The sequence below is a fragment of the Kribbella caucasensis genome (assembly GCF_004361855.1).
Taxonomy (GTDB): Bacteria; Actinomycetota; Actinomycetes; order Propionibacteriales; family Kribbellaceae; genus Kribbella; species Kribbella caucasensis.
Map to the genome: position 1 here is coordinate 66788 of NZ_SNWQ01000019.1, position 21372 is coordinate 88159.

The following is a 21372-nucleotide window of genomic DNA, read 5'->3' on the forward strand; positions in this document are numbered from 1 at the left end:
TCAGTCCTCCTTCCGGGCGTCCGCCGCCGAAGAGTCTCTACCAGGAGCGGTCCAGTTGCGCTCGCGGGCCAGCCGGAGCCCGGCCAGAGTCGCCTTGCCACCGGTCGGTCCCTCGTCGGCGCGGCCGTCGGGGAACCCGGCCAGCACCCGCTCGGCTTCCTTCCAGGTGCAGATCGTCGCGCCGCGGGGCGACTTCACCTCGGTGCCGTCGCGCAGGTCGTCGACCAGCTGGGTGGCCGACTCCGGCGTCATGTCGTCGAAGAACTCCCAGTTCACCATCATCACCGGCGCGTAGTCGCAGGCGGCGTTGCACTCCAGGTGCTCGAGGGTGATCTTGCCGTCCTCGGTGGTCTCGTCGTTGCCGACGTCGAGGTGCTGCTTGAGCCGCTCGAAGATCAGGTCGCCGCCCATGATCGCGCACAGCGTGTTGGTGCACACCCCGACGTGGTAGTCGCCGACCGGGCGGCGCTTGTACATCGTGTAGAAGGTCGCCACCGCCGACACCTCGGCGCCGGTCAGCCCGAGCACGCCGGCGCACGCCTCGATGCCCTCCGGGGTGACCCGGCCCTCGACCGACTGCACCAGGTGCAGCATCGGCAGCAGCGCCGAGCGGCCGACCGGGTACCGGGCCGCGAGCTGACGCATCTCCGCGATCGTGGTTTCGGTGATCTTCGAGTCACCGGTGCTGTACGGCACCGGCTTGTCGGTCGCAGTCGTATGATTCCAGCTACCGTTCTCGGCCATCTATCGGTCCACTCCACCCATCACCGGGTCAAGGCTGGCGACGGCGACGATCACGTCGGCCACCTGTGCGCCCTCGCACAGGATCGGCATCGCCTGCAGGTTTGCGAAGGACGGGTCGCGGAAGTGCGCCCGGTACGGCTTGGTGCCGCCGTCGGAGACCAGGTGGCAGCCCAGTTCGCCGCGCGGCGACTCGACCGCCACGTAGGCCTGGCCGGCCGGGACCCGGAAGCCCTCGGTGACCAGCTTGAAGTGGTGGATCAGGGCTTCCATCGACTCGCCCATGATGTGCTTGATGTGGTCGAGCGAGTTGCCCATGCCGTCGTTGCCGACCGCGAGCTGGCTCGGCCAGCCGATCTTCTTGTCCGCCACCATCACCGGCTCGCCCTCCATCTTGGCGAGGCGGTCGGCGCACTGCTCGACGATCTTCAGCGACTCCCACATCTCCTGCAACCGGACCCGGAACCGCCCGTACGAGTCGGCGGTGTCCCAGGTCGGTACGTCGAAGTCGTACGTCTCGTACCCGCAGTACGGCTGGGTCTTGCGCAGGTCCAAGCCGTACCCGGTCGCACGCAGCGGCGGGCCGGAGATGCCGAGCGCCATGCACCCGGACAGGTCCAGGTAGCCGACCTTCTCCAGCCGGTGCTTGAAGATCGGGTTCGCGTTGCACAGCTCGGCGTACTCGGGCAGGTGCTTGTTCATCCAGGTGATGTAGTCCCGGATCTTGTCCAGTGCGCCCGGCGGCAGGTCCTGGGCGACACCGCCCGGCCGGATGAACGCGTGGTTCATCCGCAACCCGGTGATCAGCTCGAACAGGTCGAGCGTCATCTCCCGCTCGCGGAAGCCGATCGTCATCACCGTCAGGGCGCCGATCTCCATCCCACCGGTGGCGATGCAGACCAGGTGGCTGCTGATCCGGTTGAGCTCCATCAGGAGCACCCGCATCACGTTCGCCTTCTCCGGGATCTGGTCCTCGATCCCGAGCAGCCGCTCGACCGCGAGGCAGTACGCCGTCTCGTTGTAGAACGGCGACAGGTAGTCCATCCGGGTGCAGAACGTGACGCCCTGCGTCCAGGAGCGGAACTCCATGTTCTTCTCGATACCGGTGTGCAGGTAGCCGATGCCGCAGCGGGCCTCGGTCACCGTCTCGCCCTCGATCTCGAGGATCAGCCGGAGCACGCCGTGGGTGGACGGGTGCTGCGGGCCCATGTTGACGACGATGCGCTCTTCCGGCTCGTCGCCGAGGCCGGACACGACCGAGTCCCAGTCCTGACCGGTGACGGTGAAGACCTTGCCCTCGGTGGTGTCGCGGGTGGTCGCGTAGGGATCTGTCGTGGTCATCAGTTGTAAGACCTCCGCGTGTCGGGCGGCGGGATGACGGCGCCCTTGTACTCGACGTCGATACCGCCGAGCGGGTAGTCCTTGCGCTGCGGGTGGCCCGGCCAGTCGTCCGGCATCTGGATCCGGGTCAGCGCCGGGTGCCCGTCGAAGATGATGCCGAAGAAGTCCCAGGTCTCCCGCTCGTGCCAGTCGTTGGCCGGGTAGACCGAGACCACCGACGGGATGTGCGGGTCGGCGTCGGGGCAGGACACCTCGAGCCGGATCCGCCGGTTGTGGGTGATCGACAGCAGGTGGTAGACCGCGTGCAGCTCGCGCCCGGTCTCGTTCGGGTAGTGCACGCCGCTGACGCCGGAGCAGAACTCGAACCGGAGCGCCTCGTCGTCGCGCAGGTGCTGGGCCACCTCGACCAGCTGCTCCCGCTTGATGTGCAGGGTCAACTCGCCGCGGTCGACCACGACCTTCTCGATCGCGCCGTCGCCGTCTGTGCCCAACAGGCCCTCGAGCCGCTCGGTGGCGCCGTCGAACCAGCCGCCGTACGGCTTCGGCGTGCCACCGGGCAGGGCGACCTGACGACGCAGGCCGCCGAAGCCGGAGGTGTCACCGGTGCCGCGGACACCGAACATGCCCTGCCGCTGGTCGACCACCTCGGCGCCCGGCGTCTGAGCGTCGCCGGCGGCGGAGGTCGCCGGAAGGTTCTCGGGTTGGGTGTCACTCACCGAAGCAGACCCTTCATCTCGAGCGTCGGGGCCGCGGTCAGCGCCGCGGTCTCTTGCTCGGCCTGCAGCGCCTTCTTGTGCGCGCCGAGCTTGCCGTGCTGGATGTCGTCGTGCAGCTTGAGGAACGCGTCCAGCAACATCTCCGGCCGCGGCGGGCAGCCGGGCAGGTACATGTCGACCGGGACCACGTGGTCGACACCCTGGACGATCGCGTAGTTGTTGAACATGCCTCCCGACGAAGCGCAGACGCCCATCGCCAGCACCCACTTCGGGTTCGGCATCTGGTCGTAGATCTGGCGCAGCACCGGAGCCATCTTCTGGCTCACCCGGCCGGCCACGATCATCAGGTCGGCCTGCCGCGGCGAAGCCCGGAAGACCTCCATCCCGAACCGGGCCGCGTCGTACCGCGGTGCTCCGGTGGTCATCATCTCGATCGCGCAGCAGGCCAGCCCGAAGGTTGCCGGCCACAACGACGCCTTCCGCATGTAGCCGGACAGGCCCTCGACGGTGGTCAGCAGCACTCCGGCCGGAAGCTGTTCCTCAACACCCATAACTCAGTCCCACTCCAGACCGCCGCGGCGCCAGACATAGGCGTACGCGACGAAGACGGTCACGATGAAGATGACCATCTCGATCAGCCCGAACAGCGCCATCTGGTCGAAAGCGACCGCCCACGGGAAGAGGAAGATGATCTCGATGTCGAAGACGATGAACAGCATCGCGGTGATGTAGTACTTCACCGGGAACCGCCCACCGCCGACAGGTTGCGGGGTCGGCTCGATCCCGCACTCGTACGAGTCGAGCTTGGCCCGGTTGTATCGCTTCGGGCCGACCAGCGCGCTCGTCACCAAGGTGCCGGCCACGAAGATCGTCGCCAGCACACCGAGAACGATGATCGGTACGTAAGGGTGCATCGTGTCGGTGCTCCCTCCTTCTGCGTCGTACTGCCGCCTGGATTACCTGTTTCGAGTCAGCACTGTGTTATCAGTACCGCTGTGGCTCACGTCACTCGCCCCGCCGGAACTACGCCGCCGGGGCGACCTTGGTGAGGCCGTTGATGATCTTGTCCATCACGTCGCCGTCGCGCGGGTCGGTGAGGTTGGCCAGCAATTTCAGGGTGAACTTCATCAGCGTGGTGCGCGGCAGACCGTACTTCGTGCACAGCCGCATCACCTCCGGATTTCCGATCAGCTTCACGAAGATCCGGCCGAGCGTGTAGTAGCCGCCGTACTCCTGCTTCAGCGCCTTCGGGTACGCCGACAGCGCGCGCTCGCGCTGGTTCGGCTGCCGGCGCAACGCCTGGGCGGCGACCTCGGCGGCGAATGCCCCGGACTCCATCGCGTACGGGATGCCTTCGCCGTTGAACGGGTTGACCATGCCGCCGGCGTCGCCGAGCAGCATCAGGCCACGGGTGTAGTGCGGCTGCCGGTTGAACCCCATCGGCAGCGCGGCCCCGCGAATCGGGATGGTCTGGAACTCGTCGCGGAACTGCCACTCAACCGGGGTGTTCTTCAGCCATTGCTTGAGCAGGTCGGAGTAGTCCACCTTGCCGAACGCGTCGGAGGTGTTCAGGATGCCGAGGCCGACGTTGACGGTGCCGTCGCCCATCCCGAAGATCCAGCCGTAGCCCGGCAGCAGGTTGCGCTGGCCCGGGTTCTGCGGGTCGTCGGCCCACAGCTCCAGCCAGGACTCCAGGTAGTCGTCGTCGTGCCGCGGGCTGGTGAAGTACGTCCGGACGGCCACGCCCATCGGCCGGTCGTCGCGCTTGTGCAGCCCCATCGAGACACTCAGCCGGGACGAGTTGCCGTCGGCGGCCATCACCAGCGGCGCGCGGAACTCGATGTCGTCACCGGCCCGGCGGCCGTTGTCGTCGACCGGCCTGGCGGTGACGCCGACGATGAAGCCCTTGTCGTCCAGGATCGGCGCGGTCACGTTGGTCCGCTCGCGCAACTGCGCCCCGGCCTTCACGGCCTGCCGGGCGAGCATGTCGTCGAAGTCCATCCGGTTCCGGGTCAGCCCGTAGTTCGGGTGGCTGGCCAGCTCCGGCCAGTCGAGCTGCAGCACGTGCCCGGCACCCTGGATGCGCAGGCCGTAGTTCTTGATCCAGCCGGCCTCGGGCGAGATGTCGATGCCCATGTTGATCAGCTGCTTGGTGCCGCGCGGGGTCAGACCGTCGCCGCACACCTTCTCGCGCGGGAACGCGGTCTTCTCCAGCAACAGGACGTCGAGGCCGGCGTTGGCGAGGTGATAGGCGGCAGCCGATCCGGCGGGGCCGGCACCGACGACGATCACATCCGCGGTCTCGGCCTGCTGCCGTGCCGACGCGCTCTGGCTCATCTCATCCCGGCCTGGAGGTTGGCTGTCTGGTCACCCGGTGGTCCCTCGTGCACACCCGCTAGTGAATGGCTTCACGAGGCCCGGTCATCCGACAGTCTAGAACTGCCTGACATGGACGCGAAACCGGCCCCGAATCCCTTGCCTGCGGGCCATTTTCGCGCAATTGCCGTTGCTTAATTCAGCGCAATTCTGGCTGCTTACCAGTGCTACTACTGGTATTTATCCGGCTTTGACCGCGCGGTGGATCGCCACCAGGCCGCCGGTCAGGTTGCGCCACTGCACCCGGCTCCAGCCGGACCCCTCGATCGTCCGGGCGAGCGGCTCCTGGGCGGGCCACGCGCGGACCGACTCGGCCAGGTACTCGTACGCCTCGGGGTTGGTCGACACCGCCTTCGCCACCACCGGTACGGCTCGCATCATGTACTCCAGGTAGGCGACCCGGAACGGCTTCCAGGTCGGATGCGAGTTCTCCAGTACGACGAGCCGGCCGCCGGGTTTGGTCACCCGGAGCATCTCCCGCAGCGCCAGGTCCACGTCGTTCACGTTCCGCAGCGCCCAGGAGATCGTCACCACGTCGAAGGTCTCGTCCGTGAACGGCAGCCGCAGCGCGTCACCGGCGATCAGGTCGAGGTCGGGGTACCGCCGCTTGCCGACCCGGAGCATGCCGACCGAGAAGTCGCACGACACCACCTCGGCGCCCGCCTCCTGGAGCTTCACGCTGGACGCCCCGGTCCCGGCGGCCAGGTCCAGCACCTTCAAACCCTTCCGCGGCGCGATCTCGGCCAGCGTCTGCGGCCGCCAGTACAGCTTCTCCAGCCCCATCGTCGCCACCGCGTTGGTGCGGTCGTAGCCCTCAGCCACGTTGTCGAACATCGCGGCGACGGCTTCGGGTTCTTTGCTGAGATCTGCGCGGGTCACTTGTCTAGTTGATCACGGCTGGGCTGTCTGGTTGATCACGGCTCCGGGGGCACCGAAATTCACCGGACACAGGACGGGCATACGCTTGCATGCCGTGAGGGAGCGTCAACCAAGCGAGGAGTGTTGTCGTGAGCTTGCCTGACCCGGTCGAGCCCAGCCGTACGGCGGTCCCGCACCTGGTGGTCCGCAGCCACCCGGTCGAGGGCGTCTCGGCACAGCTGATGGATCACCTGCCGGCCGACGGTGCGCTCGCCTGGGTCCGACGCGGGGACGGCCTGGTCGGCTGGGGTGTCGCCGCCCGCCTCGAGGTTGCCGGTAGCAACCGGTTCGCCGACGCGCAGGCCTGGTGGAAAACGCTCACCGCGGCCGCCGTTGTCCGCGACGACGTCGGCGCCCCGGGTTCCGGCCTGGTCTGCTTCGGCTCGTTCGGCTTCACCGACGCCGACCCCGGTGAGCTCGTGGTGCCCGAGATCATCGTCGGCCGCCGGGGCGGGACCACCTGGGTGACCACGGTCTCCCCGGCCAGTTCGCTCGCCGCTCCCCCGGACCTGGTCGTGCACGAACCGGAACCGGTCGGCGAGATCGCCTTCGCCGACGGGGCCCGCTCCGGCACCGCCTGGTCCGCGATCGTGGCCGACGCGGTCAAGCGGATCACCGGCGGCGAGGTGGACAAGGTGGTGCTGGCCCGGGATCTCGTCGCGCAGGCCGCCCGCCCGATCGATCTCCGCTGGCCCTTGCGACGGCTTGCCGCGGCGTACCCGAACTGCTGGACGTTCTCCGTCGACGGACTGATCGGGGCGACCCCCGAACTGCTGGTCCGGCGAGAGAAGGGGCTGATCACCTCGCGGGTCCTGGCCGGCACGATCCGCCGTACCGGGGACGACGCCCACGACCTGGCGCTGGCGGCATCGCTGGCCCGGTCGAGCAAGGACCTGGAGGAGCACGAGTTCGCCGTCCGGTCGGTCGCGGACGCGCTGAAACCGCACTGCAAGTCGATGAACGTGCCCGAGACCCCGTTCGTCCTGCACCTGCCGAACGTCATGCACCTCGCCTCGGACGTCGCCGGTGTCGCCGCGAACGGCGCGTCCGCCCTCGGCCTCGCCGCCGCGCTGCACCCGTCGGCCGCGGTCTGCGGTACGCCGACGGACGTGGCCCGCGACCTGATCAACGAGATCGAGGGCATGTCCCGCGGCCGGTACGCCGGACCCGTCGGCTGGCTGGACGCCAGCGGTGACGGCGAATGGGGCATCGCGTTGCGCTGCGGTCAGGCGGATCCGCGGGACCCGGCCCGGATGCGGCTGTTCGCCGGCTGCGGGATCGTGGCCGGCTCGGACCCCGAGGCCGAACTGGCCGAGTCGAACGCCAAGCTGGTTCCGATGAGAGACGCGTTGGGAGACTGACTGTGAAGCTCACGAAGTACACGCATGCCTGCGTCCGGCTGGAGAAGGACGGCAAGGTGCTGCTGGTCGACCCGGGCACGTTCGCCGAGGACGAGGCGTTCGAGACCGCCGACGCTATCCTGATCACGCATGAGCACCCGGACCACGTGGACGCCGACCGGCTGAAGTCGCTGGACGCCCCGATCTACACCAACGCCGGCGTCGCCGCGCAGCTCGGATCGCTGGCGGAACGGGTCCAGGTGGTCGAGGGCGGCCAGGCCTTCGAGGCGGCCGGTTACGCGATCCGTGCCTATGGCAAGGATCACGCGATCATCCTGCCCGAGCTGGGTGTTCCGTGCCAGAACATCGGCTTCCTGATCGAGGACGCCGTCTACCACCCCGGCGACTCCTTCACCCAGCCCGACCGCGCGGTCCACACCAACCTGGTCCCCATCTCGGGCCCCTGGTTCTCCCTGCCCCCGGCCGTCGAGTACACCCGCTCCGTGGCAGCCCGCCAGACCATCGGCATCCACGACGCCCTCCTCAGCCCCATCGGCCAGGGCATGATGAAGCGCTTCCTCGACAACCAGCCCAACCCCTACGTATCGCTGAACCCCGGCGACACCCTCGACCTCGCCTGAAAGCCCTTCAGGTGAAGGACAGGACGACGAAGTCGGCGATCGGTCGGTAGCCGGCGTTCTGGTAGATCTTGTTGGAGGTCGGGTTGGCCTGGTCGGTGAAGAGGCAGGCCTGGTTGCCAGCGGCAAGGATCTCGGCGGAGACGTGGGCGGTGAGAGCGCCGGCGTATCCGTTGCGGCGGAACTCGGCCGGCATGTACACCGGGCCGACGCGGCTGACGCCGAAGACCGGGAGACGGTGGCCGACCATGCTCACCGGCGTACCGTCCACCTCCCAGAACCAGAGGGTGCCGTGGTCGATCTGGATCTTGGCCCACTCGGTGTTGTCGGCGATCTCGCGGCCGAAGTCGACCGGGTCCACTGATTGGCGAAGGCGGTCGCGGCCGGTCGGGATCCGCCGACGCCGTCCGCGTCGGGGACCAGGTCGGTGTACACCTCGACGAGGTCCGGTACCAGCCGCTCGTCCAGCGCACCGAGGTAGATCGGACGGCCCGGGGTCCGCATCGCCGCGCCGATCACGTCGCCCTCGGCATCGTGCACCGAGACGAAAACCGAGTCACCGTCTTCCGCCGGGCGATTCCCGTCGGCGCGCTCGGCGACGTTGGTCAGGATGAGCGTGTTCAGCACGGGATCCCTTTCCAGGAAGGGGAACACCGCCGCCCGGAACTCACCGGCATCACTCGTCACCCGCGTCGCCATGACTCCACGCTAACCACGGCCGACCAACTCGGTCGCCTGAATTAGCGGGCAGCCGGATTTACACTGCGGGCATGTCCACCACGCGGTTGCTGCTGCTCGGGGTCGTGCGGATCTTCCAGCCGGCCTACGGCTACCAGTTGCGCCGTGAGCTGCTCACCTGGAACGTGCAGCACTGGGCCAACATCAACCCAGGGTCGATCTACACCGGCCTGCGCACGCTGGCCAAGCACGGGTATCTGCAGGAGCTCGAGGGCGGCAGCGGCGACCGGCCCGGGCGTACGTCGTACAAGCTGACGGCCGACGGCGAGACGGAGTACTTCTCGCTGCTGCGGCAGTCGTTGTGGAACGTGGACGGCTTCCACCCGGACCGGATGCAGGCGTCCTTGAGCTTCATGTGGTCGCTGCGCCGGGACGAGGTGCTGGCCGCACTCGAGGCGCGCATCGTGCAGCTCGAGCAGCTGCAGAAGGCCGAGCCGTTCGAGGAGCGGCAGGTCCTGGGGGACCCCGGTACGCCGAACCATGTCGTCGAGATGTTCCGCATCACCAACGCCCGGAACCGGGGTGAACTCGACTGGACCCGCGCCTTCCGCGACCGGGTCGCCGACGGCGCCTACTCCTTCGCCGGCGAACCCGCCGACTGGGAGCCCCCGCCCGGCATGATCACCCACTGGGGCGAGATCCCCAGCCCACCACCCACCGACTGACCCGTTCCGCCCGTAATCAACATTGACTATTCAATGTTGATTACTCAGACTGGTCGGCATGATGATCGAAGCTCGCGGACTTGTCCGCACCTTCAAGACCAAGCGCGGGCCGGTGCATGCCGTCCAGGGGGTAGATCTTGACGTCGCCGACGGGGAGATCGTCGGCTTTCTCGGGCCCAACGGGGCCGGTAAGACCACCACGATGCGGATGCTGGCGACCCTGATCAAGCCGACCAGCGGGACCGCGACCGTCGCCGGCTGCGACCTGGCCAAGGACCCGGTCGGCGTCCGCCGCGGTATCGGATATGTGCCACAGAGCGGGTCGACACTGCCCGAGGCGATCGCCGGCGACGAGGTCGTCGACCACGCCCGGCTGTACGGCGTGGACAAGCGCACTGCGATCGCGGACGGCCGGCGGCTGTTCGACGAACTGGACCTGCAAGGCCTCTGGCGACGGCAGTGCAAGACCCTGTCGGGCGGTCAGCGCCGCCGGCTGGACATCGTGATGGGGCTGATTCACGACCCCAAACTGATCTTCCTGGACGAGCCGACCACCGGCCTCGACCCACAGGCGCGCGCCAACCTCTGGGAGCACATCCGCGGCCTCCGGGACCGTGGCGCCACCATCTTCCTGACCACCCACTACCTGGACGAGGCCGACGCGCTCTGCGACCGGATCCTCGTCATCGACCACGGCAAGATCGTCGCCGCCGGTCAACCGGAGCAGCTCAAGCAGCAAGTCTCCGGCGACGCCGTCCGGCTCGGCCTGTCCGACGCGTCCCAGGCCCCGGCCGTGACCAAGGTCGTCGAGGACCTGCCCGGTGCGGTCGCGATCGAGACCGACGGCGAGGTGGTCTCGTTCCGGATCCCGCAGGGCGGTTCGGTGCTGCCGGGCCTGCTCCGCTCGATCGATGCCCAGGGCATCGAGCTGGCCGGCGTCGAGGTGCACCGGCCGACCCTGGACGACGTGTTCCTGACCATGACCGGCCGATCGCTTCGCGACGAGGACAGCACCGAGAAGGAGAACGTGGCATGACCGTTCTGCGTGAGACGTGGATCGTCTTCAACCGCGCGATGCGGCTGTCGCTGCGGAACCCGATGTGGTCCATCCTGATGCTCAGCCAGCCGCTGATGTACCTGTTCCTGTTCGGCCCGCTGCTCAAGCCGATCACCGCGCAGATCAGCCAGGGCGAGACCACGAACGCCTACCAGGTGTTCATCCCCGGCCTGATCGTCCAGCTCGGCATGTTCGGCGCGATGTTCGTCGGCTTCGGCCTGATCGCGGAGTACCGGGCCGGCGTGATCGAGGCCGACCGGGTCACGCCGGCCAGCCGGATCGCACTGATGGCAGGCCGGGTACTACGGGACGTCGTGGTACTGGTGGTCCAGTCGATCCTGCTGCTCCTCGTGTCGATCCCGATGGGTCTGCGGGCCCCCTGGGGCGGCGTACTGCTGTCCCTCGTGATCGTCGCGCTGCTCGGTGCGACCTTCGCCTCGCTGTCGTACTCGGTCGCCCTGATCACCAAGAGCGAGGACGCGCTGGCGCCGCTGCTCAACGGGATCGCCATGCCGCTGCTGCTCCTCTCGGGCATCCTGCTACCGATGCAGATCGGCCCGACCTGGCTGCAGCGGTTGTCCGACATCAGCCCGCTCAAGCACGTGGTGACCGGCGTCCGCGCCCTCTTCCGCGGCGACATCAACAGCAGCGCGTCGCTGTGGGGCCTGTTCTGGGTCGTACTGCTCACCGTGATCGGCCTGGCCGTCGGCGCCCGCACCTTCCGCAAGGAATCCGCCTAGCACCGCGGGTTCTCCGGCGGCAAGGCGTTGTTCATCCGGCAGTCGCCTTCGGTGTTTACGGTGCGACCATGCGTGTGCCCTCGCCGTTGATCCGTGGGTTGGTGGGCTCGTGCATCGTCGCAGCCACCTCACTCGTCACCTCGGTGGTCCCGCCGTCGTCGTGGGTGGCTTCGCTGCCGATCGCCAGTGATATGCGGCACTCGCTGCCTGGACGAATGACCGCGCTCGCGTTCATGGTCTTCGGGTTGGGCCTGCTCGTGTGGGCGTGGTTGTCGGTCGGCCGCGAGGTGCTGGCCGGCGTACGGCATCGACTGATCCCGCTCACAGTCATCTGGAGCGCACCACTCCTGCTGATGCCGCCGTTGTTCAGCCGGGACGCGTGGAGCTACGCCGCACAGGGTGCGCTCGTCGCCAAGGGCTTCGACCCGTACTCCGTCGGCCCGGGCGTCCTGTCCGGCAGGGTGATCGAAGCGGTCGACCCGATGTGGATGGCCACGCCCGCGCCGTACGGGCCGTTGCCACTCGCGTACGGCGGGCTCGTGGCGCGGCTGACCCTCGACCCGTACGTCCTGATGCTCGCGCACCGTGCCCTGGCGTTGCTGGGGATCGTGCTGATCGCGTGGGCGGTCCCGCGTCTTGCAGTGGCGTGCCGGGTGGACCCGAACGTCGCGACCTGGCTGGTGGTCGCGAACCCGGTCCTGATCACCCATGGCCTCGGCGCGGCGCACAACGACGTACTGATGCTCGGCCTGGCCTGCTCCGCTTTCGCAGTGGCGCTCACTGGTCGCTGGGGAACAGCCGCGGTCATCGCTGGAGTCGCCGCCGCGGTGAAAGCACCCGGTGGTCTGGTGGTCATCGCCATAGCAGCGGTGATGAGTCCCCTGGCCGGACGTGCCCGGGCCAGACTCGCCAGCCTGTGCATTGCCGGGGCGGTCTCCGTCCTCACCCTCGTCACGATCGGCGAACTCACCGGCGTCGGATCCGGCTGGCTCAGCGCCCTCGACGTCCCCGGCCTGGTCAAGTCCCCGCTGTCGATCGCCAACCTGATCGGCATGGGCACCTCCGGCGTCCTCGAGTGGCTGGGCGCCGACACCGCGGCCGAACAAGCACTCCAGATCGTCCGCCTACTGGGCATCCTCACGGCTCTGGGCCTGATCGCCGTCCTCGGCCTGCGCTCCCACATCCATCAGGCAGCCCGAGCCGTAGGCATCGCCCTGCTGGCCGTAGTCCTCCTCGGCCCGACGGCGCACGACTGGTACTTCCTCTGGTGCCTGCCCTTCCTCGCCGTCGCCCGCCCCGGCCGCCGCCTCACCACAGCCCTGGTAGGCGTCAGCCTCATCCTCACCATCGCCGCCCCCCTCAACTCCTCCCTCCGAGGCGCCGCCGTCCCCATCCTCGTAACCACCTCCCTCGTGATCGTCGTAGTCGGCACCCTCCTAGGCCACCTCCGCACCCTCCAGCCGGCCAAGCCCAGCAAGCCGACTCAGCCGGCGAGCGCTACTCCTACGACTGTTTGAGCGCCTGTGTAACTGCTGTTTGCAGGGCTGCGGGGAGGGGGGTTGGGCGGGGGAGGCGGGTTTCTATCAGGTCTAGGCCGGCGACCGTGCGGTTTAGGGCTGTGCGGAGTGCGTCGGGAGTTTCGGCGAGGGTGTAAGGGGTGTGGGTGGCGGCAGCGAGGGCGGAGAGGTCGGTGTGGTGGGGGGTGCCGAAGACGCGTTCGAAGTGGGTGCTGCCGGCCTGTTCGAGGGTGGAGAAGATGCCGCCGCCGTTGTCGTTGACGACGATGATGCGGAGGTCGGGGCGGGGTTCGTCCGGGCCGATGATCAGGGCGTTGGAGTCGTGCAGGAAGGCGAGGTCGCCGACCAGCGCGTACGTCGGGCCGCCGTTCGCCAGGGCGGCGCCGATCGCGGTCGACAGGGTGCCGTCGATACCGGCGAGACCACGGTTGGCCACGGTGCGGATGGGGACGACCGGGGCCAGGTCCAGGTCGCGGATCGGGTTCGAGGAGGCGACGATGAGCATGCCGTCGGCGCCGACCGCTTCGGCGACCAGGGCGGCCACACCCGGACCGGTGAGGCCGTCTGCGAGCACCTTTTCGATCGCGGGCCGGGCGAGCGCATCCGCGTGCTGCCAACGCGCGAGCCAGTCGGTCTCGTCGGCGCCGATGACCTCCAGACCGGTGAACACTGCCCTCGCCCGCCGCGCCGCATCCGGCCAGAGACCGGTCGGTGCGACGACGATCACCTCGACGTCCGGCCGCGCCAGCAACCGCGTGATCGGCCGGGACAGGGTCGGATGCCCGAACACCACCACCCGCTCGATCTCGTCCGCCAACGAAGTTGCCCCCAGCAACAACCGGTACGCCGAGATGACGGCGGGCCCGGTCCGCGCGCGGCTCGACGGCTCGGCGAACAACGGCCAGTTGCCCGCCTCGGCAACGATTCGCGCGGCCTGCGAAGCTCCGTCCCCCGCGACCACGACCGTACGGGGCCCAGGCGCGATCGCCGACGGTTGCGCACCGGACGCGTGCACACTCGTCCACGGCCCGGTACTACGTCCGTCCAACGACTCCGGCCAGTCCGGTCCCTCCGTAGGCACCAGTGGCTCGACCAACGGACAGTTGAGGTGCACGGGCCCCGGGTCCGCAGTACGGGCTCCCACCGCTGTCGACACCGCCCGCGCGACCTGCGACCGCCAGTACGCCGCCTGTCCCACCTCGCGCCGCGGCACACCCATCTCGTGGAACAGCCGCACCGTCGACCCGAACACCTTCAACTGATCGGTCGTCTGGTTCGCCCCGCTCCCCCGCAACTCCGGCGGCCGGTCCGCACTCAGCACGATCAACGGCAGCCCACTGTGCGACGCTTCGAGCACGGCCGGATGCAGGTTGGCCACCGCAGTACCGGACGTCGTCACAACCGGCACCGGCAATCCGGTCCCACGGATCAACCCGATGGCCAGAAACCCAGCCGTACGCTCGTCGATCCGCACGTGCAGCCGCAACCGCCCCTCATGGTCCGCTGCAGCCAACGCCATCGCCAGCGGAGCACTCCGAGAGCCCGGCGCGATCACCGCCTCCCGCACACCGCACCGAATCAGCTCGTCAACAACCACAGCCGCAAATGCCGTGGACGGGTTCATTCGGCACTCCCCTTCAATTCGTCAACCCTGTCGAGTCGGGCCTCCCATACCGCAGTGGTCGCCGCGTCGGCGTGCACCAGGGAGGGGTCCGGCACCACGCGCTTGACCGGCAGCAACCCATCCACAGGCACCAGGGGCTCGGTGACCACGTCGGCTTGCAAGAGAGAGACAGTGGCCAGGCCGCATGCGTACGGCAACTCCGGTAGGGCCGCGGCAAGTGCGACCCCAGCAGCGATACCCACGGACGTCTCCAGCGCCGACGACACAACCACAGGTAGTCCGATTCGCTCGGCGATCTCCAGGCATGCCCGGACGCCGCCAATTGGCTGCACCTTCAGTACGGCGATGTCCGCCGCCTCAAGTTCACGCACGCGCAACGGATCCTCGGCCCGCCGGATCGACTCGTCCGCAGCAACCAGTACGTCGGTACGCCGTCGCACGGCAGCCAGGTCCTCCACCGACGCGCACGGCTGCTCCACATACTCCAGGTCGAACCGGCCCAGTTCCTTCAACGCAGCAACGGCTTCGTCAACCGACCAGGCTCCGTTGGCGTCGATCCGCACCCGACCACTCGGCCCCAACGCGTCCCGTACCGCTTCCACTCGCGCCATGTCGTCCGCAAGCCTCTGCCCCGGCTCTGCCACCTTCACCTTGGCCGTGCGACATCCGGACTTCACCACGATCTCCCGGGCGGCCTCCGGTCCCACTGCAGGCACAGTGCAGTTCACCGGTACGACGGACCGCACCGCCGCGGGCCACCCGTCGAAAGCGGCCTCACGAGCAGCCCGCAACCACGCCACGCACGTGACGTCGTCGTAGTCCAGGAACGGACTCCACTCGGCCCACCCGGCAGGCCCCTCGAACAGCATGCCCTCGCGAACAGTGATCCCGCGGAACCTGGTCCGCATCCCGATCGAGTACGTGATCACCGCACACCATCCAGCAAGCCCTGCCGGTCCACCTTGCCCGAGGCAAGCATCGGCAACGCCGCCAACCGGACCACCTCGCGCGGCGCCCAGGTCCGCGGCAACTCCTCGGCCACGAAGTCCCGCAACTCATCCCGCCCGGCCTCACCAACGACGAACGCGACCACCCGACTCCCCCACTCCGCATCCGGTACGCCGAGCACCACCGCGTCCAGAACCTCAGGGTGCTGAAGCAACCGCGTCTGCACAGCCGGCAGCGTCACGTTGACCCCACCCGAGATGATCACATCATCCAGCCGACCGATCACCTGCAGCCGACCGTCGACCAGCCGCCCGCGATCCTGAGTCCGGAACCACCCGTCCCGCAGCACCTCCGCGGTCAACTCGGGCCTCAGCCGGTACCCCGAGAACAACGTCGGCCCCTTGATCAGGATCCGATCCCCCTCGAACCCGACTTCGGTCCCCTCCAACGGCACCCCGGCGTACACGCACCCGCTCCCGGTCTCCGTCATCCCGTACGCCGGGATCGCGTTCACCTGCTCCGCGGCTGCCCGTGCCTTCAACTCGGCCGACGTCGCCGCGCCCCCGATCACGATCGCGTCGAAACTGCGCAGTGCGTCCGGCTCCGACTCGAGGTACCGAGCCAACTGAGTGGGCACCATCGCCGTGTACCGCCGGACCCCGGTCATCGTCTCCGCGGCCGCCGTGAAGTTGTCACCGGCCACAACCGGAGTGGTGCCCGCCAGCACGGACCGGGTGAGGATCTGTAGGCCACCCACGAAGTACGGCTGCATCGGGAGCAACCACTGCCCAGGTCCGCCCAACCTGTCGTGCGTCGCCATGGCCGAGGCGATCAGGGCCTCCCGGGACAGCAGGACCCCCTTCGGTTCACCGGATGAGCCCGAGGTGGTCAGTACGACGGCACAGTCGGCTTCCAGTGGTTCGTCCGGGGCTGCCGCCTGCCGGACCCGCGCGGCACCGGCGGGATCGGCCGGCAACGGGGCGAACGGCGTACCGGATCCCTCTAGTACCTCCGCCAGTGCCGACAGCACCGCGTCGGGGGTGCCAGGGATCAACCGCAACGTATACATGTCTCTCCGAGCGTACGGCCAGCCCACCGCGACTCCCGCAGCCGTGCCGGGTGCAGGCCTTTGACAGGGAGCTGACAGAATCGACGGTCATGGCCACCCCTGCCCAGTGGATCGAAGGCGCTCGTCCGCGCACGCTCCCGGCCGCGATCGCGCCCGTGCTCGTCGGGACCGGTGCAGCCGCTTACCTGGACGGCTTCGTCTGGTGGAAGGCGTTGCTGGCCCTGGGCGTCGCACTGGCGCTGCAGATCGGCGTGAACTACGCGAACGACTACAGCGACGGCATCCGCGGTACGGACGAGAACCGGGTCGGCCCGCTCCGCCTGGTGGGGTCCAAGGTGGCGAGTCCGTGGGCTGTGAAGACCGCGGCGTTCACCTGCTTCGGTGTGGGCGCCGTACTGGGTGTGGTGCTCTGCGCGACCTCCAGTTGGTGGTTACTGGTCGTGGGGGCCGCGTCGCTGCTCGGCGCGTGGTTCTACACCGGCGGGAAGAAGCCGTACGGGTACCGCGCGCTCGGTGAGGCCAGCGTGTTCCTGTTCTTCGGGCTGGTGGCAGTGCTGGGGACGACCTACGCGCAAGCGGAGGAGCTGCACTGGACGGCGGTGGCCGGCGCTGTTGCGGTCGGCTCGATCGCCTGCGCTCTGTTGGTCGTCAACAACCTGCGGGACATCCCCACCGACACCGTTAGCGGCAAGCGCACCCTGGCCGTTGTACTGGGTGCTGCTCGCTCCCGTCAGCTGTACGCCGCACTGATCGCGCTCGCCTTCATCCTGGCGACCCTGTCCGCACTGGCGACTCCGTGGACGTTACTGGCCCTCATCGCCCTGCCGTTGGGCGTCCGCGCGGTCCGGGTCGTCATCAGCGACGCGGTCGGCCCCGCACTCATCCCCGTGCTGAAGGGCACCGGCCTGACCGAGCTGGTCTACGCCGTGGGCCTCGCTGTAGGGCTAGCACTCGGGGGCTAAAACATCAGCGCATCGGTTCGCGCCAGCGGCCGGTCTGGGCGAAACCGGTCAGCGTCTCGGCGTACGGCGTGATGTCGATCCCGTTCGTCCTCAGCCACGCGTCGTCGTAGTACGTGTTGCCGTACCGCTCACCGCTGTCGCACAGCAGCGTGACGATGCTCCCGCGAGCCCCCGTACGACGCATCTCGGCCGCCAGCCGCAGTGCTCCCCACAGATTGGTCCCGGTGGATCCCCCGACCAGCCGGCCGGTCACCTGGGAGCAGAACCGCATCGCCGCGATCGACGCCGCGTCCGGGATCGCGATCATCCGGTCCACCACCCCCGGTACGAACGACGGCTCCACCCGCGGCCGGCCGATCCCCTCGATCCGCGACGGGCGGCCGGTGGAGAAGTCGCTGTCCCCCGCCTCGAACCCTGGGAAGAACGCCGACCCCTCCGGATCCACCACGGCGACCGAGGTCTCGTGCCGCTGGTACCGGATGTACCGCCCGATCGTGGCCGATGTCCCACCGGTCCCCGCGCCGACCACGACCCAGGTCGGCACCGGGTGCTGCTCGAGCGCCAGCTGGCCGAAGATCGACTCGGCGATGTTGTTGTTGCCGCGCCAGTCGGTCGCCCGCTCGGCGTACGTGAACTGGTCCATGTAGTGCCCGCGGGTCTCCTCGGCCAGCCGCTTGGCCTCGCCGTAGATCTGCCCGGACCGCTCGACGAAGTGACACCGGCCGCCGTAGAACTCGATCAGCTCGACCTTTTCCGGACTCGTCGAGGCCGGCATCACCGCAACGAACGGCAGCCCGAGCATCCGGGCGAAGTACGCCTCGCTCACCGCCGTCGAGCCGCTGGACGCCTCGATCACGGTGGTGCCCTCGCGGATCCAGCCGTTGCACAGCGCGTACAGGAACAGTGAGCGGGCCAGCCGGTGCTTGAGCGACCCGGTCGGGTGCACGGACTCGTCCTTCAGGTACAGGTCCACGCCGCTCGACTCCGGCATCGGGAACACGTGCAGGTGCGTGTCCGCGGACCGGTTGGCGTCCGCGTCCACGATCCGGATCGCCTCCGACACCCAGGCGCGCTGCTTGTCGTCCCGCCGGTCGACTTCCCGGCACGGCTGGGCCTTGCTCGAACCCCCGAAAACCTCACTCATGCCCGCCAGGCTAGGACAGTCATCCCTGGATTGAGTATTCCTACTCTCCGCAACCGCCCCGACTGCTCCGGGTACGCCGACCCCGGGGCGAGCTAGGTTGGGAGGAATCACGCCGAGCTGTGGGGGAAAGATGACCGAACACGAAGAGCGGCCGACGCGGCAACGGATCACCCTGACCGATATCAGTTCGCGGGCCTGGGAACACCCGGCGGACCGTGGTGCGCTGGTGGCGTTGCGGTCGCTGAAGGGGTTCGACTTCGTCCTCCGGAAGATGTCCGGGCTGGTCAACGAGCGGGCGTTCCGGCTGCAGTACCTCGGCTCGGCGATCCGGGTCGACGAGCGGCAGTTCCCGAAGGTGCACCGGCTCTACACCGAGGCGGCCACCACCCTCGACGTACGGACCCTGCCCGAGCTGTACGTGATCAACAGCCCCATCTGGAACGCGGTCACGATCGGCATGGACAAGCCGTTCATCGTGCTGAACAGCGCGCTCCTGCAGGGCCTGGACGACGAGGAGACCCGGTTCATCCTGGGTCACGAGCTCGGTCATGCGCAGAGCGGGCACGCGCTGTACCAGTCGCTGCTGCTCTGGCTGATGCGGCTCACCGGTGCGGTGAACTGGATGCCGATCGGCGCCCTCGGCCTGCGCGCGATCATCGCCGCCCTGCACGAGTGGTCCCGCAAGGCAGAGCTCTCCGGCGACCGGGCCGGCCTGCTTGCCGTCCAGGATCCCGCCGTCGCGCTCCGGGTGCAGATGAAACTGGCCAGCGGCGGCCAGCTCGCCGAGCTCGACACGACCGCGTTCCTCGCCCAGGGGACGGAGTACGAGGGCGCCGGCGACCTGCGCGACAGCGTGCTCAAACTCCTGCTGCTGGAGGCGCAGACGCACCCGCTGGCCGTCATCCGCGCGCACGAGCTGCGCCGCTGGGTGGACGAGGGCGAGTACACCACGATCGTCTCCGGCACCTACCCCAAGCGCCAGGAAGACGGCGACGCCTCGATGACCCAAGAGGCGAAGAACGCGGCCAAGTCCTACTCCGACGCCTTCGCCCGCTCCCAAGACCCCCTGGCCAAACTCCTCCGAGACGCCGGCGACGGCCTAGGCGGCGTCCGCGACTGGGTCTCCTCCAAATTCCCACCCCGCTGAGCCAAACGAGTCGAAGGGCCGCATCTCCGGTGGGAGATGCGGCCCTTCGACGTTGTGGAGCTGTCAGCCGATGTGGACGTTGCCTGACTGGTTGTCGGTGGCTAGGTCTTTGGACTTGATGGAGAGGCCGAAGATGGTGATCAGGGCCGCGCCTACGAACATGAAGCCGGAGACCACGAAGGCCCGGGTGAAGCCGTGGGTGGTGGCCAGGGCCGTGAGCTGTCCTTGGAGTTGCTGGATCTGTTCGGGTGACTGACCGGCCTCGGCCGCCTTCTGCAGCTCCGGGGACAGTTCGGTGAACTTGTCCTTGATCGCGTTGGTGGAGATGGTGCCGAGCAGGGCCAGGCCGACCGCACCACCGATCTGCTGGACCGTGTTCAGTACTGCGGAACCGACGCCGGAGTCCTCGGCCGCGACACCGCTGACCGCGGTCAGGGTGAGCGGGACGAAGATCAGGCCCATCCCGAAGGACAGCAGCAGGATGTACGGCAGCAGGTGCGCGATGTACGTCGAGTCGACCGCGAGTTGGGCGAATCCGTACATCCCGGCCGCCGCGAACGCCGTACCGGCACCAGCGATCCAGCGCGGGTCGATCCGGGCGATCAGCGCCGAGCTGACCTGGGCCGCGATCACGATGCCGACGCTGAACGGCAGGAACGCGAAACCGGTCTTCAGCGCGCTGTACTGCATGATGTTCTGCACGAAGATGCCCAGGAAGTAGAACATCGAGAACATCGCCGCACCGACGATCAGCATCACGAAGAAGCTGACCCCGCGGGTACGGTTCGCGAGGATCCGGAACGGCATCAGTGCGTGCCGCGACCGGGCCTCGATCAGCAGGAACACCGCGATCAGGGCCAGACCACCCAGGATGAAGAGCAGCGTGAGCGGGTCGCCCCAGCCGTCGGACGCGGCGTGGGTCAGACCGTAGACCAGCGACGTCAGACCGACGGTTCCGGTGAACGCACCGGGAAGGTCGAACTTGCCGGTCTGGCGAGCGGACTCACCCAGGAAGCGGAACGCCAGCACGGCCACGATCAGGCCGATCGGCGTGTTGATGAAGAAGGTCCAGCGCCAGGACGCCTCGGTCAGCAGACCACCGAGGATCAGGCCGACGGCGGCACCCGCACCCGACATCGCGGCGTACACGGCCATCGCGCGGTTGCGCTCCTTGCCGGCCGGGAAGGTGGTGGTGATCAGGGCGAGCGCGTTCGGCGACGCCGCGGCGGCCGCGAGACCCTGCAGGATCCGGCTGGCCAGCAGCACCGTCTCGTTCTGGGCGATACCGCCGAGGAACGAGGCGACACCGAACAGCACGACGCCGAAGATGAACACCTTGCGGCGGCCGAGGATGTCCCCGATCCGGCCGCCGAGCAGCAGCAGGCCACCGAACGCCAGCGCGTAGGCGTTGACCACCCACGGCAGCGACGCGTTGGTGAACCCGAGGTCGGTCTGGATGTGCGGCAACGCGATGTTGACGATGGTGCCGTCCAGCACCACCATCAGCTGCGCCATGCTGATCAGCGCGAGCGCGATGCCGAGATGGCGGTGGCCGTGCCCCTGTTCGGGTTCGGTCACCGTGTCGACCGGCCGTGGTTCCGGCGGATCGGCCTTCTTGACGTCTTCGGACATGCGGATTGATTCCCCTCTTGGGTGGTACTGGCTTCTAGGTCGCTGACCGGCCCCTCGCC

At 68.4% G+C, this 21372-nt stretch carries 22 protein-coding genes; 8 read left to right on the forward strand and 14 right to left on the reverse strand.

The features are described 5' to 3' along the window. The 7 genes from nuoE to EV643_RS32035 form a co-directional block, all read right to left on the reverse strand. Window positions 1-744 (reverse strand): NADH-quinone oxidoreductase subunit NuoE, encoded by a 744-nt coding sequence (gene nuoE, locus EV643_RS32005; RefSeq protein ID WP_133803919.1) that lies wholly within the window; start codon window positions 742-744, stop codon window positions 1-3. Beyond that, window positions 745-2082 (reverse strand): NADH-quinone oxidoreductase subunit D, encoded by a 1338-nt coding sequence (locus tag EV643_RS32010; RefSeq protein ID WP_133803920.1) that lies wholly within the window; start codon window positions 2080-2082, stop codon window positions 745-747. It lies immediately after the preceding gene. Continuing rightward, window positions 2082-2798, reverse strand: coding sequence for an NADH-quinone oxidoreductase subunit C (locus EV643_RS32015; protein ID WP_133803921.1), 717 nt, complete (start codon window positions 2796-2798; stop codon window positions 2082-2084). Before EV643_RS32015 ends, EV643_RS32010 begins: the two co-directional genes overlap by 1 nt. Further along, window positions 2795-3349 carry a NuoB/complex I 20 kDa subunit family protein gene (locus EV643_RS32020; RefSeq protein WP_133803922.1) on the reverse strand — a complete coding sequence of 185 codons (555 nt, stop codon included), beginning with the start codon at window positions 3347-3349 and terminating at the stop codon, window positions 2795-2797. The genes EV643_RS32015 and EV643_RS32020 overlap by 4 nt, the downstream gene beginning before the upstream one ends. Window positions 3350-3352: 3 nt before the next feature. After that, a complete protein-coding gene (locus EV643_RS32025) occupies window positions 3353-3712 on the reverse strand; it encodes an NADH-quinone oxidoreductase subunit A (RefSeq protein WP_133803923.1) in 360 nt (119 codons plus the stop codon). Window positions 3713-3821: 109 nt separating this feature from the next. Beyond that, the gene (locus tag EV643_RS32030) at window positions 3822-5135 is read right to left on the reverse strand and encodes a geranylgeranyl reductase family protein (RefSeq protein ID WP_133803924.1); all 1314 of its coding nucleotides are present in this window, start codon (window positions 5133-5135) and stop codon (window positions 3822-3824) included. A gap of 219 nt (window positions 5136-5354) precedes the next feature. Beyond that, entirely contained in the window at window positions 5355-6053 is a 699-nt protein-coding gene (locus tag EV643_RS32035; RefSeq protein ID WP_133803925.1) for a demethylmenaquinone methyltransferase, read from the reverse strand. A gap of 128 nt (window positions 6054-6181) precedes the next feature. Here EV643_RS32035 and EV643_RS32040 point away from each other — a divergent pair, with 128 nt between their 5' ends. Together EV643_RS32040 and EV643_RS32045 are read left to right on the forward strand one after the other, a co-directional pair. After that, on the forward strand, window positions 6182-7453 hold the full coding sequence (locus tag EV643_RS32040; RefSeq protein WP_133803926.1) for an isochorismate synthase: 1272 nt from the start codon (window positions 6182-6184) through the stop codon (window positions 7451-7453). Between the two features lie 2 nt (window positions 7454-7455). Continuing rightward, on the forward strand, window positions 7456-8073 hold the full coding sequence (locus tag EV643_RS32045) for an MBL fold metallo-hydrolase (RefSeq protein WP_133803927.1): 618 nt from the start codon (window positions 7456-7458) through the stop codon (window positions 8071-8073). 7 nt (window positions 8074-8080) lie between these two features. Here the strand turns inward: EV643_RS32045 and EV643_RS32050 are convergent, their stop codons facing one another. Together EV643_RS32050 and EV643_RS44375 are read right to left on the reverse strand one after the other, a co-directional pair. Then, a complete protein-coding gene (locus EV643_RS32050) occupies window positions 8081-8431 on the reverse strand; it encodes a GNAT family N-acetyltransferase (RefSeq protein ID WP_166665654.1) in 351 nt (116 codons plus the stop codon). Continuing rightward, window positions 8323-8769, reverse strand: coding sequence for a hypothetical protein (locus tag EV643_RS44375; RefSeq protein ID WP_166665652.1), 447 nt, complete (start codon window positions 8767-8769; stop codon window positions 8323-8325). Before EV643_RS44375 ends, EV643_RS32050 begins: the two co-directional genes overlap by 109 nt. Before the next feature lie 71 nt (window positions 8770-8840). Here EV643_RS44375 and EV643_RS32055 point away from each other — a divergent pair, with 71 nt between their 5' ends. The 4 genes from EV643_RS32055 (at window position 8841) to mptB (ending at window position 12787) form a co-directional block, all read left to right on the forward strand. Continuing rightward, on the forward strand, window positions 8841-9473 hold the full coding sequence (locus tag EV643_RS32055; protein ID WP_133803929.1) for a PadR family transcriptional regulator: 633 nt from the start codon (window positions 8841-8843) through the stop codon (window positions 9471-9473). A 58-nt stretch (window positions 9474-9531) separates the two neighbouring features. Further along, a complete protein-coding gene (locus tag EV643_RS32060) occupies window positions 9532-10509 on the forward strand; it encodes an ABC transporter ATP-binding protein (RefSeq protein WP_133803930.1) in 978 nt (325 codons plus the stop codon). Further along, window positions 10506-11270 (forward strand): ABC transporter permease, encoded by a 765-nt coding sequence (locus EV643_RS32065; protein WP_133803931.1) that lies wholly within the window; start codon window positions 10506-10508, stop codon window positions 11268-11270. Before EV643_RS32060 ends, EV643_RS32065 begins: the two co-directional genes overlap by 4 nt. Before the next feature lie 68 nt (window positions 11271-11338). Beyond that, the gene (gene mptB, locus EV643_RS32070) at window positions 11339-12787 is read left to right on the forward strand and encodes a polyprenol phosphomannose-dependent alpha 1,6 mannosyltransferase MptB (RefSeq protein WP_133803932.1); all 1449 of its coding nucleotides are present in this window, start codon (window positions 11339-11341) and stop codon (window positions 12785-12787) included. Here mptB and menD read toward each other — a convergent pair. From menD to menE, 3 genes are read right to left on the reverse strand one after another with little or no spacing between them, the layout of a single operon-like run. Continuing rightward, window positions 12774-14411, reverse strand: coding sequence for a 2-succinyl-5-enolpyruvyl-6-hydroxy-3-cyclohexene-1-carboxylic-acid synthase (gene menD / locus EV643_RS32075; protein WP_133803933.1), 1638 nt, complete (start codon window positions 14409-14411; stop codon window positions 12774-12776). The two genes, mptB and menD, sit on opposite strands and share 14 nt — an antisense overlap. After that, window positions 14408-15340 carry an o-succinylbenzoate synthase gene (locus tag EV643_RS32080; protein ID WP_133803934.1) on the reverse strand — a complete coding sequence of 311 codons (933 nt, stop codon included), beginning with the start codon at window positions 15338-15340 and terminating at the stop codon, window positions 14408-14410. The genes menD and EV643_RS32080 overlap by 4 nt, the downstream gene beginning before the upstream one ends. Further along, window positions 15337-16428, reverse strand: a complete 1092-nt coding sequence (gene menE / locus EV643_RS32085; protein WP_133803935.1) for an o-succinylbenzoate--CoA ligase — start codon at window positions 16426-16428, stop codon at window positions 15337-15339. The genes EV643_RS32080 and menE overlap by 4 nt, the downstream gene beginning before the upstream one ends. An 89-nt stretch (window positions 16429-16517) precedes the next feature. Here menE and EV643_RS32090 point away from each other — a divergent pair, with 89 nt between their 5' ends. After that, window positions 16518-17390: a 1,4-dihydroxy-2-naphthoate polyprenyltransferase gene (locus tag EV643_RS32090; protein WP_133803936.1), complete on the forward strand. Its 873-nt coding sequence runs from the start codon at window positions 16518-16520 to the stop codon at window positions 17388-17390. 4 nt (window positions 17391-17394) lie between these two features. On the opposite strand, the gene cds1 is transcribed toward EV643_RS32090, so the two are convergent. Beyond that, window positions 17395-18534, reverse strand: a complete 1140-nt coding sequence (cds1, locus tag EV643_RS32095) for an L-cysteine desulfhydrase Cds1 (RefSeq protein WP_133803937.1) — start codon at window positions 18532-18534, stop codon at window positions 17395-17397. Between the two features lie 130 nt (window positions 18535-18664). Here cds1 and EV643_RS32100 point away from each other — a divergent pair, with 130 nt between their 5' ends. After that, window positions 18665-19681 (forward strand): M48 family metallopeptidase, encoded by a 1017-nt coding sequence (locus EV643_RS32100; RefSeq protein WP_133803938.1) that lies wholly within the window; start codon window positions 18665-18667, stop codon window positions 19679-19681. 63 nt (window positions 19682-19744) lie between these two features. Here the strand turns inward: EV643_RS32100 and EV643_RS32105 are convergent, their stop codons facing one another. Further along, window positions 19745-21313, reverse strand: a complete 1569-nt coding sequence (locus EV643_RS32105) for an MFS transporter (RefSeq protein ID WP_133803939.1) — start codon at window positions 21311-21313, stop codon at window positions 19745-19747. Window positions 21314-21372: the final 59 nt, after the last annotated feature.

Bases quoted from the DNA above. Each gene is read 5' to 3' on its own strand.
- nuoE (WP_133803919.1), bottom strand. From the start codon at position 744: ATGGCCGAGAACGGTAGCTGGAATCATACGACTGCGACCGACAAGCCG.
- EV643_RS32010 (WP_133803920.1), bottom strand. From the start codon at position 2,082: ATGACCACGACAGATCCCTACGCGACCACCCGCGACACCACCGAGGGC.
- EV643_RS32020 (WP_133803922.1), bottom strand. From the start codon at position 3,349: ATGGGTGTTGAGGAACAGCTTCCGGCCGGAGTGCTGCTGACCACCGTC.
- EV643_RS32025 (WP_133803923.1), bottom strand. From the start codon at position 3,712: ATGCACCCTTACGTACCGATCATCGTTCTCGGTGTGCTGGCGACGATC.
- EV643_RS32030 (WP_133803924.1), bottom strand. From the start codon at position 5,135: ATGAGCCAGAGCGCGTCGGCACGGCAGCAGGCCGAGACCGCGGATGTG.
- EV643_RS44375 (WP_166665652.1), bottom strand. From the start codon at position 8,769: ATGGCGACGCGGGTGACGAGTGATGCCGGTGAGTTCCGGGCGGCGGTG.
- EV643_RS32055 (WP_133803929.1), top strand. From the start codon at position 8,841: ATGTCCACCACGCGGTTGCTGCTGCTCGGGGTCGTGCGGATCTTCCAG.
- EV643_RS32060 (WP_133803930.1), top strand. From the start codon at position 9,532: ATGATGATCGAAGCTCGCGGACTTGTCCGCACCTTCAAGACCAAGCGC.
- EV643_RS32065 (WP_133803931.1), top strand. From the start codon at position 10,506: ATGACCGTTCTGCGTGAGACGTGGATCGTCTTCAACCGCGCGATGCGG.
- mptB (WP_133803932.1), top strand. From the start codon at position 11,339: ATGCGTGTGCCCTCGCCGTTGATCCGTGGGTTGGTGGGCTCGTGCATC.
- menD (WP_133803933.1), bottom strand. From the start codon at position 14,411: ATGAACCCGTCCACGGCATTTGCGGCTGTGGTTGTTGACGAGCTGATT.
- menE (WP_133803935.1), bottom strand. From the start codon at position 16,428: ATGTATACGTTGCGGTTGATCCCTGGCACCCCCGACGCGGTGCTGTCG.
- EV643_RS32090 (WP_133803936.1), top strand. From the start codon at position 16,518: ATGGCCACCCCTGCCCAGTGGATCGAAGGCGCTCGTCCGCGCACGCTC.
- cds1 (WP_133803937.1), bottom strand. From the start codon at position 18,534: ATGAGTGAGGTTTTCGGGGGTTCGAGCAAGGCCCAGCCGTGCCGGGAA.
- EV643_RS32100 (WP_133803938.1), top strand. From the start codon at position 18,665: ATGACCGAACACGAAGAGCGGCCGACGCGGCAACGGATCACCCTGACC.
- EV643_RS32105 (WP_133803939.1), bottom strand. From the start codon at position 21,313: ATGTCCGAAGACGTCAAGAAGGCCGATCCGCCGGAACCACGGCCGGTC.